General features: G+C 58.1%; 10 protein-coding genes and 1 tRNA gene. 9 read left to right on the forward strand and 2 right to left on the reverse strand.

The features are described from left to right. Positions 1-33: 33 nt before the first annotated feature. Complete coding sequence (locus BSIN_RS06490; RefSeq protein WP_143757363.1) at positions 34-1,098, reverse strand: hypothetical protein; 1,065 nt, start codon at positions 1,096-1,098, stop codon at positions 34-36. Between the two features lie 652 nt (positions 1,099-1,750). Further along, entirely contained in the window at positions 1,751-3,964 is a 2,214-nt protein-coding gene (locus tag BSIN_RS06495; RefSeq protein ID WP_089339876.1) for a beta-glucosidase family protein, read from the reverse strand. A 372-nt stretch (positions 3,965-4,336) separates the two neighbouring features. Here BSIN_RS06495 and BSIN_RS06500 point away from each other — a divergent pair, with 372 nt between their 5' ends. The 9 genes from BSIN_RS06500 to BSIN_RS06540 all read left to right on the forward strand — a co-directional run bounded on the left by BSIN_RS06500 (position 4,337) and on the right by BSIN_RS06540 (position 14,107). Further along, the gene (locus BSIN_RS06500) at positions 4,337-4,798 is read left to right on the forward strand and encodes a (2Fe-2S)-binding protein (RefSeq protein ID WP_069235458.1); all 462 of its coding nucleotides are present in this window, start codon (positions 4,337-4,339) and stop codon (positions 4,796-4,798) included. Further along, a complete protein-coding gene (locus tag BSIN_RS06505) occupies positions 4,795-7,128 on the forward strand; it encodes a xanthine dehydrogenase family protein molybdopterin-binding subunit (RefSeq protein ID WP_089339877.1) in 2,334 nt (777 codons plus the stop codon). Before BSIN_RS06500 ends, BSIN_RS06505 begins: the two co-directional genes overlap by 4 nt. A 32-nt stretch (positions 7,129-7,160) precedes the next feature. Continuing rightward, positions 7,161-9,065 carry a DUF3857 domain-containing transglutaminase family protein gene (locus tag BSIN_RS06510; protein ID WP_089339878.1) on the forward strand — a complete coding sequence of 635 codons (1,905 nt, stop codon included), beginning with the start codon at positions 7,161-7,163 and terminating at the stop codon, positions 9,063-9,065. A gap of 427 nt (positions 9,066-9,492) precedes the next feature. Next, positions 9,493-9,909 (forward strand): GNAT family N-acetyltransferase, encoded by a 417-nt coding sequence (locus BSIN_RS06515; RefSeq protein WP_069235461.1) that lies wholly within the window; start codon positions 9,493-9,495, stop codon positions 9,907-9,909. 119 nt (positions 9,910-10,028) lie between these two features. Then, positions 10,029-11,018, forward strand: a complete 990-nt coding sequence (locus BSIN_RS06520; RefSeq protein ID WP_256583638.1) for an AraC family transcriptional regulator — start codon at positions 10,029-10,031, stop codon at positions 11,016-11,018. Between the two features lie 113 nt (positions 11,019-11,131). Further along, positions 11,132-12,025 (forward strand): ABC transporter permease, encoded by an 894-nt coding sequence (locus tag BSIN_RS06525; protein ID WP_089339880.1) that lies wholly within the window; start codon positions 11,132-11,134, stop codon positions 12,023-12,025. Next, positions 12,012-12,821, forward strand: a complete 810-nt coding sequence (locus tag BSIN_RS06530) for an ABC transporter permease (protein ID WP_089339881.1) — start codon at positions 12,012-12,014, stop codon at positions 12,819-12,821. Before BSIN_RS06525 ends, BSIN_RS06530 begins: the two co-directional genes overlap by 14 nt. Beyond that, positions 12,818-13,849 (forward strand): extracellular solute-binding protein, encoded by a 1,032-nt coding sequence (locus BSIN_RS06535; protein ID WP_089339882.1) that lies wholly within the window; start codon positions 12,818-12,820, stop codon positions 13,847-13,849. The genes BSIN_RS06530 and BSIN_RS06535 overlap by 4 nt, the downstream gene beginning before the upstream one ends. Before the next feature lie 181 nt (positions 13,850-14,030). After that, positions 14,031-14,107: transfer RNA gene (locus BSIN_RS06540), tRNA-Val, on the forward strand. Positions 14,108-15,671 lie beyond the last annotated feature (1,564 nt).

Genomic DNA, 15,671 nt, shown 5'->3' on the forward strand with positions numbered 1-15,671 from the left:
TCCAGGGCGTTCGTGCACAGGTGCTCCACATCCTCAGTTCGACTCGACAAACTGGATAGCGGGAAGCCCGTTGAAAGAAAAGGCTTTACAGCCTTGAAGCGTCAGATTATTGCCCGTCCATGTGAATGAGCCGATTGGCTGTTGCAGGCAGGCCGGCGCAGTAGATGTTCCGTCAATCACTTGCACGGTTGTGACGAGGAATGAGCCGGGATTGAATTCCGCTCCACCGGAAGGGCCGCTGTCTTGACCATAGACATTAAATGACGACTTCCTCCACACGGTTGCAAGTTTCAGATCATCGGGCGCGGTGACGGAATAGGTCTGAGCGCCACCGGGAGCATCGATCGAGATGCTAACGGTAATATTTCCGCTTGGCGTGACTCCGCCTAGCATCGTTAGCTTCCCAAGCTGAGGGGCGGATACGACAGGCACAGATTGAATGTCGCTGACTTTCATGCAATCGGCCGCGCCGTCGCTGAACCAACCCGTTGGACAGGCTTGTCCGCCCGCTGTGTAATTCAATAACCATGAAACCATGTATAGCATGGCCTGATCGGTTATTACGTTATAGACGAATTCTTGATGGACCTTGCAGTCGGCGACGCCGTTGCAAGCTGTTGTTGTTGAATCGCCGTCGGACAATATTCGTAACGAATATAAGTCATTCATTGGGATCAGGCCGTCCGTAATGGATGTCACGCCGATGACGAAGGTAAATTGACTTAGCGTGGTATTGATGAGGCCATTTGCCGCGAGTACGTAACCGTTGGAGTTGTCGGTATCAGCGATGGCCGTGCGGAATCTGGCTGCCAAACTGCTTTTCCTCAATAGTGAGATGGCGCGCGCAGCGGTGGTATCGCACGCCACTTGCTTCCAGGTGAGGTTTGGATAAGAAACCCGGAAGCAGCCTGCCGCCGGCGTTGGGGGGGTATGGACCAGTCTCGCCCGCCATGTTTGATGTGCCTGCGTTTCGGTTGCACGTGCCGATATCCCTGCAGTGCGTTCGAACGCGGATGCGGGTTGATTCACGAATATGGACAACGCGCAGGCCAAGCCTGACAGGTACGCGAGTGTCCGAGATCTTATATCCAGTTGCATTCGTATTCTCCTTAAAAGCAGGATGGCGATTTAAGGCCATCGGACATGATGGTGGGCGAGTACTGTTAGTACGCGGAAGATATTATTTTGATGCCAAAATCAGGTGAGTGTTCTATGTGCGAGCAGTGAAGAATTTAATTTACATATTTGTATTTAATTGATTGGGAGTGTGTTTGTAAATTGAAATTATTGCTTTGCTTGAAACGAATAAAGACGGGCAAGTGAGCTTTATCTGAGAATCCTGCTGCGAGTGTTTGCCAGATTTTTTTGAGGTTAGTGTTTCTAATGAAAAATTTCAAGGTGAGGAGTGGGGCGATTAACTGTTTGTCGATATGTATCTAAGCGTTTGAATGGAAATTTGCGAAATCTTCGAAAAGACTCGGATGGAAGAATTGTTGGGGTTGGGCAAATAATGATCGGGTCGGCACGTTGGATAAACGTGGTTTGAGAAAAAACTCGATAACGCGCACTAGCTCAGTTACGGTTGGCGCGGATATGCCGGAATGTCCGTGCTCCGTATGTTATTTTTCGTGCGGAGTACGCGCTTCAGACAAACAGAAGTGCGCGGCGGTTAAGTTTCAAGCCGCGCACGGATATTTGCAGATTGCCGAATCGGCAGCCGGGCGCGGATTGCCGCCCCGGCTAGCCGAACTCAATTGCTTTGCAGCCGAATATCGCGGGACGACGCGCCGACATACACCGTGGCGCCCGGCACGAACTGCCAGCCGTTACGCGACGTATCCCATACACTCTGCATCCGTGCCGACACTGGGATATGCACGCGCTGCGTCTGGCCAGGATTCAAGCTGATCTTTTCCCAGCCAACGAGACGCCGTGGCGGTTCGTCCTTGTACGGCACGCCGAGATAGACTTGCGGAACCTCCGCGCCCGCGACGCCGCCGTCGTTGCGTACATTGAACGATACGTCGAGCATGCGGCCCGGCAGACGAGTAACAGAAAGTCCGGAATACGAAAAGTGCGTGTAGGACAAGCCGTAACCGAACTCGAACATCGGTTTGATGTTCTTCGCGTCATACCAGCGGTAACCCATATTGAGCTTTTCCGCGTAGACGGGATCGTTTTCGAACGTGCCGTTTGTTCCCCACGTCGGCGTATCTTGATCGCGTGCCGGGAACGTGACAGGCAGTTTGCCGGATGGATTCACGCGGCCGAACAGCACATTCGCGATTGCTTTGCCCCCGCCTTCGCCCGGATACCACGCTTCGACGATTGCCGCGACGCGATCTTTCCAAGGCATCAACACGGGATTGCCGCTCTGAACGACGACGATCGTGTGCGAATTCACCTGAGCGACGGCTTCGACGAGTGCATCCTGGTTCGACGGATTCGCCAGCGAAAGACTTTGCAGTTCGCCGAAATCCTCGCCAGCGGCTTGTGTGACGACGACGATTGCGATGTCGGAGTTGCGTGCGAGCGCTACGGCCTGGTCGATTTCCTGTTGCGTATACGCACGGAACGGCGATTGCTGGTCGCTGTTGCCGGCGAATTGAACCTGCGCGCCCGGCGCGAGTATCTGGATGGCCTTGACGATCGGCACGTCGACCTTCAACCACGGATTGCGCCACCAGCTGCAGCCGGTCGATGTACCGAACGTCAGCCCACCGCATCCGGCGAACGAGCCGGTGACAGGGTCGCGTGTATTGCCTGATCCGCCGCCTGACATCACAGCTGCGTCGGCATGGCCGCCGATCACCGCGATTTTCTTCAGCGTGGCGGCGGCAAGCGGCAACTGATTGCCGTCGTTCTTCAGCAAAACGATGGATTGTTCGGCAACCTTTTGCGCGAACGCATTGGCTGCCGCGAAATCGATCGTGCCTCCACCTTTGGGCGGATCGTCGAACACGCCGGTGCGAATCATCACATACAGCTTGCGCCGCACCATATCGTCGAGGCGCTGGGTTGACACCGATCCGTCGGCAATCGCCTGGCGCACGAGACTCGGCGTCAGGTAGTTGGTCGGGGTGACATCCTCTTCTTCGTCAAGCCCCGCATTGATCGCCTTGGCGGTGCTATGCGTCGCGTTCCAATCCGATTGAACCTGCCCTTCGAATCCCCATTCGTTCTTCAATACATCGGTAAGCAGATGGGTGTTCTCGCATGAATAGTCGCCATTGAGCCGGTTATAGCTGCACATCACACTGCCGGGCTGCGCGCGCTTCGCGGCGATTTCGAATGGCAGCAAATACAGTTCGCGCAGCGTCCGTTCGTCGATCTGGCTGTTACCGCCCATCCGAGAGTGTTCCTGCTCATTGCCGGCGTAATGCTTGATCGTCGCGATAACCTTCTGTCGTTGTGTGCCGTCCGTGCGTTCTGCGAGGAGTTCGCCGGCGAGCACCGGGTCTTCACCGAGGTATTCGAAGAGCCGGCCGCCACGTGGTTCCCGCGCAAGATTCGTCCCTCCGCCAAGCCCCATTCCGAAACCTTGCGCGCGGAGTTGAATCGCGACTTCCTTGCCATACGCATACGACAGCCGACGATCCCAGCTCGCGGCGACTGCAAGCGTGGCGGGGAACGTCGTGCTTGCCTGCGATGTGCTGCCAGATCCGGTTGCGGAATCGACCATGTTCAGATCGGGAATGCCGAGCCGGGGTACGCCCTGGATGTAGCCCGCGCCTCCGCCAGGCACTTGGCTCATTTCGTATTGCGAATGGATAAGGCGAAGTTTTTCATCGAGCGTCATCTTTCTCACCAGATCGTCGGCACGCTGGTGTGCAGCGGCCGCCGCGAAGGCGTTCGACCCGATGGAAGACGACGCGGAATTGGGAGCAAAATCGTTGGCTTCCGCATGGGCGCTGGCGAGTACGGCCGCCGATAACACGGCGGCCGGCCAGAGTTTGGTCTGCATGTCTCTCTCCATGAAGGGATTTTGGTTGGGCGGGTAATGCCGGAGCTTGTGAGATGTTCGGCGCAACGCACCAAGTGGAGAAAGATACGGCCTGATCTGATGTAGCGATTCTCCACTGCTTTCGATGGTAGAAGTGTAGTCGGACTACAGCATCGGTGTTTTCCCTGCAAGACAGACGTTGCGATAGAGGATTGCCAAACGCAAGTAATCTTTGCTCGTCTATATAAAACGCTAACAGTAAGAAGTGCGGATGAAACTGGCCGCGTGCCGTTGCGCGCAATCTTTTCGATTTCGCGATAGCCTTCGATTTCCCCCGCAATACTGGACGCCATTTGCGTCCGATCGCGATCGAATCCTATAAGGAGATGAACGATGATCACACTGACCGTCAACGGACGCGAACGACACTTCGACGGCAATCCCGAAATGCCGCTGCTTTGGTATTTGCGCGACGTGCTTGGCCAAACCGGCACCAAGTTCGGCTGCGGCATGGCGTTGTGCGGTGCATGTACGGTCCATCTCGACGGTGTCGCGATACGCGCGTGCATCACGCCGGTTGCGGCCGCGGCGGGCAAACGCGTGACGACGATCGAAGGATTGTCGTCCGACGTCAGTCATCCGCTACAGCGCGCGTGGCAGGAGTTGAACGTCGCGCAATGTGGCTACTGTCAGGGCGGCCAGATCATGCAGGCTGCATCATTGCTGAAGACGAATCCGCATCCGAGCGATGCCGACATCGACGAGGCAATGGCGGGCAACATCTGCCGTTGCGGCACATATACACGGATTCGCGCGGCGATCAAATTGGTTGCAAGCCGAGGAGGTTCGGTATGAGCAGCGACGAACTTGCCGTACAAAACGAAAGCCGTCGCGCGCTGTTGCTCGGTTTCGCATCAGGTGGATTGCTGCTCGCGATCGGCGGGCCCGCGCTCGTGCAGGCGGCTACTGCAAATGCGCCCGGGGGGCCTCCTGTCAGCGCGAATCCTCAGTATGGCGGCGCGGGTATGCCAAACGGTTTGCGCGACGATCCACGTTTGTTCGTGCGTGTCGCGCCGGATGGCGCGGTGACGGTGACCTGCATTCGTTCCGAGATGGGACAGGGCGTGCGCACGAGTGTCGCGCTCGTGATTGCAGACGAACTGGGCGCCGATTGGGCGCGCGTGAAGGTCGAGCAGGCGGTGGGCGACGAGGTGCGTTACGGCAACCAGAATACCGACGGCTCGCGCAGCTTGCGTCAGAGCTTCACTGCGTTGCGACGCGCGGCAGCCGCGGCGCGGACGATGTTGGAGTCGGCGGCTGCGTCAATGTGGAGCATTGACGTGAAGCAGGTGAAAGCGGGTGTGCATGAAGTCGTCGATACGAAGACAGGCCGCAAGCTCGGTTTCGGCGAACTGGCGAGCCGGGCGGCAGAACTCGCGGTGCCCGATCCGGCGACGGTCGCATTGAAGCTGCCCGCTGAATTCCGTTATATCGGCAAGGGCAAGACCGGACTGATCGATGGCCGCGATATCGTCGGCGGTACTGCGCGGTACGGAATCGATACGCGCATCGACGGCATGTTGTATGCAGTGATCGCGCGGCCCCCCGTGTACGGCGGTACGGTCGCGTCGTTCGATGCATCCGCCGCACGGAGGATGCCGGGCGTCATCGACGTGATCCAGTTGAATGCAACACCGCTGCCGTCCGGATTTCAACCGCTTGGCGGCATTGCCGTGGTCGCGCGCGACACGTGGACTGCGATCAAGGCGCGCGAGCAATTGAGGATTGAATGGACACATGGCCCGAATGCCGGCTACGATTCGGCGGCGTATCGCGATCGGCTCGAAGCAGCGGCAAAGCAACCCGGTTCGGTGATTCGCAACCAAGGCGATAGTGCGGCTGCGTTCGCGGGTGCCGCGAAGAAAATCAGTGCTGCGTACTATCTGCCTCACCTTGCGCATGCAACGATGGAGCCGCCCGCGGCGGTCGCGCATGTGCATGACGGGCAATGCGACATCTGGGCATGCACGCAGGCGCCGCAGTCTGCGCGCGACGAGGTGGCCAAAGCGCTCGGCTTGCCGCAGAGCAACGTGACCGTCAACGTCACGCTGCTTGGTGGCGGTTTCGGCCGCAAGTCCAAGCCGGATTACGTCGTTGAAGCCGCATTGTTGTCGAAGGCGACAGGAAAACCGATCAAATTGACGTTCACCCGTGAGGACGACATCACGAACGACTATTTTCACGCAGTAGCACTGGAGTATTTCGAAGGCGCACTCGATTCGTCGGGCAAGGTTGTCGGCTGGCTGCATCGGAGTGCGGCCCCGTCGATTCAATCGACATTCAAACCCGGCATCGTGCATGAACAGCCGGGCGAGCTTGTGCAGGGCGTCGTCGATCTGCCGTTTGCCATCCCGAACATACGGATCGAAAACCCCGAGGCACCCGCGCACACCCGGATCGGCTGGTTTCGGTCGGTCTACAACATTCCGCACGCGTTCGGCATTCAGAGTTTCGCTGCCGAGTTGGCTCATGCGGCCGGCCGGGATCCAAAGGACTTTCTGCTCGAACTGATCGGTCCCGCGCGCACGTTTGAGCCGAACGTGTCGGTCAAGAATACGAATTATGGAGAGGATCCTGCATTGTATCCGGTCGATACGGGCCGTTTGCGGCGCGTGATTGAAGTTGTCGCGCATGAAGCGGGCTGGGGCCGTAAGCTGCCGAAAGGAAGCGGTCTTGGCGTGGCCGCGCATCGTAGCTTCGTGTCCTATACCGCGGTGATCTGCGAGGTGAAAATCGATCAGGATGGCAAATTGAGCGTGCCGCGCGTCGACATTGCGATCGATTGCGGGCCGCAGGTCAATCCGGAGCGTGTCCGATCGCAACTCGAAGGAGCGGTCGTGATGGGGCTTGGACTTGCGTTGCATGGCGAAATCAGCTTCAAGAACGGCCGCACTGAGCAGACTAACTTCAACGGCTATCAAGTACTGAGAATGAATGAGACGCCGCGTGAAATCCGTGTGCACTTGGTTGAGCCGGACAATTACGCAACGCCAATGGGCGGCGTCGGCGAGCCGGGGCTGCCACCCGTTGCACCGGCGTTGACCAATGCGATCTTCGCGGCAACCGGCCGCCGAATTCGCCGCTTGCCGATCGCTGATCAGCTCGCACGGGCCGACGCGGGTTAGGGCGGCGTTTCAGCGTGGCAACGAGCGTGGCAATGCGCGTTTTGGTCCGAGTGCTCGGTATTTCGTGCGTGGGCGCGGCGACGTTGACGGGCGATGCGCGGGCGGCCGGCTTTGCCGACGCGCCCGGTGCAACCGAGACCGTTGCCGACGCGCCGTCCACTGTGGTTAGCGATGTCCATCTGTTCGTCGTGCAACGCGACGGCTCGGTTGACGAGCACGACGATTCGACCTTGCGCGCAAACACCGTGAGCGGCATCGACGACGTTGCGCAGCGTGTCATATGGTTCGACAAGGATGCGGACAAGGTCGAACTGCTCGCAGCCGAAACGATCGACGCTCGCGGTGTCGCGCATCCTGTCGGCCCGGAAGCGATTCGTGATGTGACTGAACCGCGCTCGGCCGGCGCGCCGTTCTTCGACAACGGCGTGTTGCGCTCGGTGATTTTTCCGGGCGTCGATGCGGGGTCGCGCACTCGTCTTGCGTTTCGCAAGAGGCGGGCAAGGCCGAGCGATCCTGGTTACTTTGGGTATTTCGTCACGCCATCGCGGATGCCTGTCGATGAACAGCGGCTGATCTTCGATCTGCCGGCGGATATGCCGCTGTACGCCGATGCGCGCGGTTTCATCGCGCGCGAGCCTGTGACGGAGAACGGCCGCACGCGCTACGAGTTCGATTACCGCCATGGTCCTTATCCGCGCATCGAAAGCGGCTCCGTGAGTTATGCGACTTACGGTGATCGGCTGATGGTGTCGACACTCCCCGACTTTTCGGCATTTGCTTCACGCTATCGCGCGAATGCCGCCGACGACGGCGTGAACGATCCGGCCGTTGTGCGGCTTGCGCGCACGCTGACGGCGAATGTATCCGATCCGCGTGATAAGGCGCGCGCAATCTACGACTGGGTGCGCGCGAACGTCCGCTATGTCGCGTTGTTTCTGGGCGAGACTGCGGCGGTGCCGCACAAGGTCACGGATATCCTGCGTAACCGATACGGCGACTGCAAGGACCATGTCGCGCTATTCGGCGCATTGCTTGCGGCAGCCGGAATACGCAGCGAGCCCGTGCTGCTGAATCTCGGCTCGGTCTATACGCTGCCTGGGGTGCCTGGTTACGGCAGCGGCGCGATCAATCATGCAATTACGTGGATGCCCGAGCTTGGGCTTTATGCGGATACGACCGTTGGAAATGTCGAGTTCGGCTATCTGCCGCCGGTGGTGATGGATCGGCCAGCGTTGCTGGTCGATAGCGGCGTGCTATCGCGCACGCCGCCGACGCAGCCGCGCACGCGCAGCGCCCGGCTGCGAATCGATATCGCGCCGGACGGGTCGGGTCGCTATCAATATTACGTCGAAGATAACGGCTGGACTGCCGAACTCGAGCGCGGCTTATTTCGTCAGTCCACGCGCGAGCATGCCCGTAGGATTGCCGACGAGCGCCTGCGGCAAACCAGCTTGCGCGGCACGGCCCGGCTTATGACCAGTGAGCGTGATGTGGCGGGCGGCCCTTTCTCGGTCTCGATGACAGGCACGCTCGAGCATGTTGCATGGCCGGATGGCACGACCGCGCTGCCGGCGTTGTCCAGTTTGTCGGGCGGTATCGCGACTCAGGTGCAGGGCTGGCTGACTGAGCCTGAGCGCACACAACCTTGGCTATGCATCGATGGCAATTTCGATGAAATCACGCAGATTGCGTTGCCCGGCAATCTACATATGATCGATTTGCCCAGCGATGTAACGGTTCGGCACCGCTTCGTCGATTATGAAGCGCATTACGTTTTCGACAGTGTGACGCACGTTGTACAAATCACACGAAAATTGCGGACTCGTTTCGCACATCAGATGTGTTCCCCGGACGATTTCGACGCGATGCGGGCCCCGCTTGCGCGTATCGAACGCGATGCGTCAGCGCAGGTCGTCGTGCAGGCAAAGCGTCACTGAACGAATTGGACCGAGACGCGATCTTCAGTGGAGCAATTCGTCACAAAAAATTTTCCCGTTGATAGGTATTTTCTGGGAAGCAGCCGCAATGTATGCGTGCTGGGAATAATCTGGATAAATGGAATGAGTTTTCTGATTTAGGTTGCCAAATAACTTGGATCCTTAATCGGGCTAAATTATTTGGAAATTGGAAAGATTTTATTTATTTGTCTGTTTGAGATAATATTTTTATCAAGTGGCGCTGGACTGATTGAGCCAATGGTTTTTGGTCTATTAATCGACGTTTGCCAATGATTCATAGAACAATTAATTATTCAATTTTGATGTTTTGAACAATCGATTTGTCTCTTTGAGCATATAAAAAATCGATGCTTGCAATGCAAAAAAGGGGAAATACTTGTCTGACAAGGCTTTGACGTTCCGCCCGATGGGCGTGCGCGACATCGGCGCGTTTTACGACGTGCGCTTCTCGGTTCGGGAAAACCGGATTCACCCGCATCAAGTCGACTTGCTCGATCGCGATCTGGTTGTCCGGCAAATCGAGCAAGGCGGAGGCTGGTTGTGCGAGACCAATGGCGAGACCGTTGGAGTGTGCTTGCCGGTGTTCGCTGACAAGCCGTTCATCGCGGCGTTGTTCGTGCGGCCGGCTTGGCACGCGCGGCATATCGGCCGGGAGTTGCTGGCCCGTGCGGTGGACTGGCTGCGGCAGCAGGGCGCGCGTTCGGTGACACTCGTCACCGATCCGGGCTCGCGTGCGGACGGTTTTTATCAGCATCTTGGCTGGCGGCGCGGCGAACTCGACGAGTATGGCTGCCAAATCGTTTTCACATTGGATCTGACGTGAGTACGTCGCAACATCGCCCGCATGGAAAGGAGCCGATTATGCCGGCTGTTTCCGGAAAGGCCAAAAGCGCGGCTCAGCTTCCGGCCACCTTGTGCACAGTCATCGTCGCTGCCGAGGTGATGAAACGGTACGGAATATCCGCCGAGCGTTTTCTTGAAGGAAGCGGGGTAGTTCCGGCCGATCTCGGCAAACCTGATGTCGTAATCACGCATGCGCAGGAAATGGCGATATTCGCGAATGCGCTCGACGCGACCGGCAATACCGGGATCGGGCTCGAGATCGGTGATGCGATCCCCGTGACCGCATATGGCTGGCGCGGCACGGCCATGCTGGTCAGCCCGACGCTCGAGGCTGCAATCCGGCTCGCGAATTCCTATCCACTACTTGCGATTTGCTATTTCCGGATCGATCTCGAAGTCGACGGGGACGAAGCTCGCATTGTCATTCGAGACTACGCGTACCGGGCAGACCTGCTCGTGTTGAACAGCGACATGTGCATCGCGGTTCTGAGGCGTGAAATGCTGGGCGTACTGGGCGGCCGCGAAATCAAGTTCCGCAGACTGCAACTTGCGTTTCCGCCGCCGCCGCATGCCGATCGCTATGCAGCGTTGTTCGGCTGCCCCGTGGAGTTCGGCGCGCAGGAAAGCGCCTGCTATTTTCCTGCGGCCGAGCTTGCCAGCCCATTGCCGCTTGCGCATGCTCATGCGCTCGAGGTTGCGCGCCGTCACTGCGACCGGCAAGAGCGCGAATTGCAAAAGTGGACACCAAGTGGTGTCGTCGAGAGCGTGCTCGATCACATGTACCGGAACCCAGGCTGGAAAGATTATGAGCAGCTTTATTTGTCACAGCGTAGTTTGCAGCGGAAACTGCAACTGCTCGGTACATCGCTCGGTGAATTGCGCGACATCGTGCGGCGTGATCTTGCGTCTCGCTACATGAGCAGCGAGCGTTTCAGCATGAAGGAGATTGCTGCGAAGCTCGGATTCGAGCAGCCGAGATCGTTGCATCGATGGATTGCCTCGGAGCGTAAATTGCACGTATCGGATCACGCGCTGGGCGGAATGCCGCGCACTGCGGCAACATTGAAAAAGCGCGCCGTCGGTATTTGAGACGGTTGTCGCGAAAGGACCCAAATTTGGCGCGTTTGGTCCGTCCGACAGGCTGTTGTCGGATATAGCAATTTGTTACGCTCGCTGTCGAACTTGAATGACATCTTGGGCCTATGACATCCATTGCTAAGTATGCTGGGCTGGCGCCTGTCGTTGCATGCATCGCGGCGGGGGTGATTGTCCCGCTCGGCGTATTGGCCGTGGTATCGCTCTCGGTTCCGCTCGATCTCGGCGGTGTCGCATGGGGCAAATTCTCGACGCTCGCGTATTGGTCGCTCGTTTTTGATCGCGATTTTGACGGGACGATTGTGTTGCAGGCGGATTTTCTGCGTGTATTGGTACGCTCGATCGCGCTTGCAGCTGCGGCAACGCTGATTTGCCTGGTGCTTGCGCTGCCGAGCGCACTGTATATCGTGTCACGCCCCGCCAGGCAGAAGAATCTGCTGTTACTGGCCGTTACCATTCCGTTCTGGATTTGCATTGTCGTACAGATGTATGGCTGGTTGATCGTGCTGGCGGACAACGGTATCGCCAATCGGTTGTTGAACCGCATCGGCGTATTGCACGGCCCGCTCGGCATGATCTATACCGATGCCGCGACGTTGCTCGGCCTCGTTTATGCGTTCCTGCCGTTCATGGTATTGCCGATCTATGCGGCGCTCGATGATATGGATTGGCGGCTCATCGAGGCGGCTTACGATCTTGGCGCAACGCAATCGCGCGCGGTGCGCGAGATCGTGATTCCGATCTGCCGCGGCGGTATCGCGGCGGGCGTCGGCCTCGTGTTCGCCCCCGCGCTTGGCACCTACGTGATATCGAATCTGCTGGGTGGTAGCCGTTCGATGATGATCGGCAATCTCGTCGATTTTCAGTTTGCCGCCGGCCGCAACTGGCCGCTCGGCGCCGCGATGGCATTCGCGCTGCTGGGCATCGCGTTGATATCGATGCTGGCGCGGCGTATCCGGGTGAATGCGCTCGGAAAGGACGTCGCTCATGAGTTTGCATGACGTGAAGCGCATGCCGTTGACGGCGCCTGTTACATGGCTCGTTATCGTATTTCTGTACCTGCCCGTCGTCGCAATCGTTTGGATGAGCTTCAATGCGGGGCGCTCCGCGCTTGTCTGGTCTGGATGGGGAATAGACGGCTATTTGGACGCGCTGCGCGATCAAACGCTGGTTAGTGCCGCGCTGACGTCGCTGGTGCTCGCCGGTGCATCGGCTGCGATTGCGACACCGATTGCGATTGCCGCTGCACTGGCGGGGTGGAAGGTCAGCTCGAGCGCACGTGGTGTGCTTACGGGCTCGATCGGCATGCCGCTCGTGATACCGGAGGTCGTGCTGGCGATCGGCACGGCGCTGATGTTTGCGATGTTGTCGATTGAACCGGGTTTCGCGACGGTGCTGTTTGCGCATGTGGTGTTTTGTCTGCCGTTCGCATACTTGCCGGTCAGCGCCCGGCTTGCGAAGATCGATCGCCATTTGCTCGATGCGGCGGCGGTTCTGTCGGCTACGCCGTGGAGGGTATTGACGCAGGTGACGCTGCCGCTGGCGATGCCGGGCGTGATGGCTGGCGCGACGCTCGCATTCGTCGCGTCGATGAATGATTACGTCACGAGCTATTTTCTCGCGGGCGCCGGTTTCGGCACGCTGCCGATGTATATCTTCGGCGCACTCAAGCTTGGCCTCACGCCGAAAATCAATGCGATCTCGACAGCGATCATCGGGATTTCGGCACTGCAAATTGTCGCTATCGGGCAGGGGAGTCAGGAAAAGGCGAATCGATCGAAAGCGGGGCTGACATGAAGAAACGGTGGTTGGCCGCTTTAGGTTTGACGGCGAGCGCGGGTGCGTCGGCGGCGGGCGTCTTGCATGTCGGCAACTGGCCAGACTACATGCCCGCCGCGCTGCTTGCGCAGTTCGAGGCGCAAACGGGCGTCAAGACAGTGCTCGATGTCTACGAGAGCGACGCCGCGCTCACGCAGAAACTTCAGGCCGGCGCGGGCGGTTACGATGTCGCTGTCACCGGCGATTACTATGTCCCGGTGTTGGCACGCGCAGGACTGATAGCGAAACTGGATAAGGCGCGGCTGCCGAATACCGTAAACATCAAGCCGGAATACCGGCATCCGCCGTTCGATCCGAATCGCGATTACACGATGCCTTACATGGCAGTGGTCACCGGATTCGCATACGACGGCGCGCGCGTGCCGGGCGGCCGGCTCGACGATAGCTGGAAATCGTTTTTCGATCCGGTTCATGCAGTGCGCGGGCAAATCGGCGCATTGGATGTGGAAGAAGAGATGTATATGGCCGCGAGCTGGTATCTCGGCCAAGACGAATGCAGCGAGCGTCCCGACGACGCGAAGCGTGTGCTTGAAGTGTTGAGTAAGCAGAAACCCTTCGTGAAGGCATACAGCAACGACGGGCCCGTCGATCGACTGGTATCGAAGCAGGTGATCGTCCAGCACATGTGGGATGGTGCTGCCGAGCGGGCCCACCAACTGCTGCCGAGCGTAAGGTTCGTAGTGCCGAAGGAGGGTGCGCGGCTGTTGCAGGATAGTCTTGTCATTCCGGCAAATGCGAAAAATCGCAACGATGCGCACAGATTCATCAATTGGATGATGCAGCCCGAAGTAATCGCGAAGGTATCGAATACGCTTCGCTACGGCAACGAAATTGCCGGTTCCGATCGATATATGGATGAGACGCTGCTGCGGCAGCCGTGGATCAACCTCCCGCGCGATCAGAAGGCACGCCTGCGCCCATACAAGGTATGCTCGGCCGCCGCGCTGAAGATGCGTAACAAGGTATGGGTGAAGCTCAAAGGTTAGGCGCACGCAGTGGTTGCGTGGCCTAGCCGAACCGGTCGTAGTAATCCGTCAGCGGTTTTGGTGGCCCTTGGATGCTGGCGGTTTCTTGCTGCTGCATTGTTCTCCAAACGATGCAGCAGCACTTTTTATAACTTGGGGCTTGTGCCGCGGCGATGGAGTCCCTATAATTCGCGCCTCACACAGGCTCGTAGCTCAGTTGGTTAGAGCACCACCTTGACATGGTGGGGGTCGTTGGTTCGAATCCAATCGAGCCTACCAACGAACACACGGTACGGATGAATGGCATAGCAATGCTTGCCACTCATCCGCTTCCCGGATACGTTCTCGATCGCTGAAGCAGCCGATGAATGTACGCATGAGTCGCGGTCCGCAAGCCTCATTCCTCTTCAGGAGGTTCGCTCAAATCGGTGAGCGTTCGAGTTTTTCCTCTGTCGTTCCTATCCCGATTTATCTCGTTGGCGCCGGTTGACGGACGAGTGCGGCAGCATTGCAGCGAACGGCTAGATATCTTCGCTGACGCGGCTGTGTCTGCTGCGCGATCGTATGGATTCCTCTTCGACTCGGCTGGGTGGCGTCAACGCGCCGCAATTGCCAGTAGCCGACAAAGATTGCCCGGTCGGTCGCGGTCGGCATACGCGACAAGACCGTCGACATGAGCTATGGGATTACCGAGGCACTTGGCTTGGGCTATCCGGGTTGGCTCGACGCGACACGGGGCCGATGGCCGCCAGGTTCGATCCGCATCGATCGTAGCGGAGCGTGAATGCGCTTGCGTGTGGCTTGCTTGCAAACACGCAATTCCCGGTTCCGGCAGACGATATCAAGATCGCCGCGTTGAAGCCGTCTGTTGATCTCTTGGAGCGCGCCATTGCGTACCGGCGGCATACGGTATGGGCTGCGCAACCGTACCGGTACGGGATGACAAATGCACGGTGCCGTGAAGACACGCCGATGATGGTGACGCGCAGGTCTCTCAATCGAAGTCCATGACCTCAGGCGGCAGAGACTTCCTACTTCGACAGTGGTCGCCGAGCAAGGATGGAGCCGGCACGGCCGGCGCTGCTCCGGCTTTGCTTGGGGCTGTCGATCCAGGCAGTCATGGTATTGGCGGTTCGATCGCGTCGTCTTGCCCTCTTGGCATCGGATGCGGAGCTATGCGCCGCGAAGCTGCTCTTCGCTGATTCGCAACGGCAACATCGGCGCGAGTCGGGCGTGGAATGATTTCTATTTGTGATGAGCGTATTCGCGAATTGGGCCGAACGGCCGGCGCGGCCGATTTTTTTCCATGTTTGGGAAAATATGATGCAAGCGTCTCTACCGGAAGGCGTCAGGCAGTCAATGTCATCTGCGATTCCAGAGAACTGTGGAAGCTGGTTCTTTGATTAATGCATTCCATGAAACTTTTTTTGATATTAACTAAAAATGTTTGACAGGCTGATTTCAGCAAGATAAGTTTTGCAATAGGAATGTAAACCGCCTTGCCGTCGTAGAACGTGCGGGGCCGGAGTTCAAGTGGGGCTGAAGCGCTGTAAAGCGTAATTATCAATATAACCAGCGGCATAGAACCTGAGAGGAGGGCAAACGAAACGCTCGCCGTTTCGTTCAGTTCCCGTGGATATAGATCTGACGGTAGACGAATCATCCAGTATCCGCATGTCGGATGATGCGATCAGCCGCAACTGTTTGTCGGTAGCACGTCGCACGGTTATTTGCAGCGGTGTGACGTGCCCTTTCTTATCGGCAGCGCAGCAAAGCCAGCAATCAGAACGCCAGCTTATCGGTTCGCTTTGTCTTTATCTACAGTGATCAGGAGGGTATCGGC

The sequence above is a fragment of the Burkholderia singularis genome (genome assembly GCF_900176645.1).
GTDB lineage: Bacteria > Pseudomonadota > Gammaproteobacteria > Burkholderiales > Burkholderiaceae > Burkholderia > Burkholderia singularis.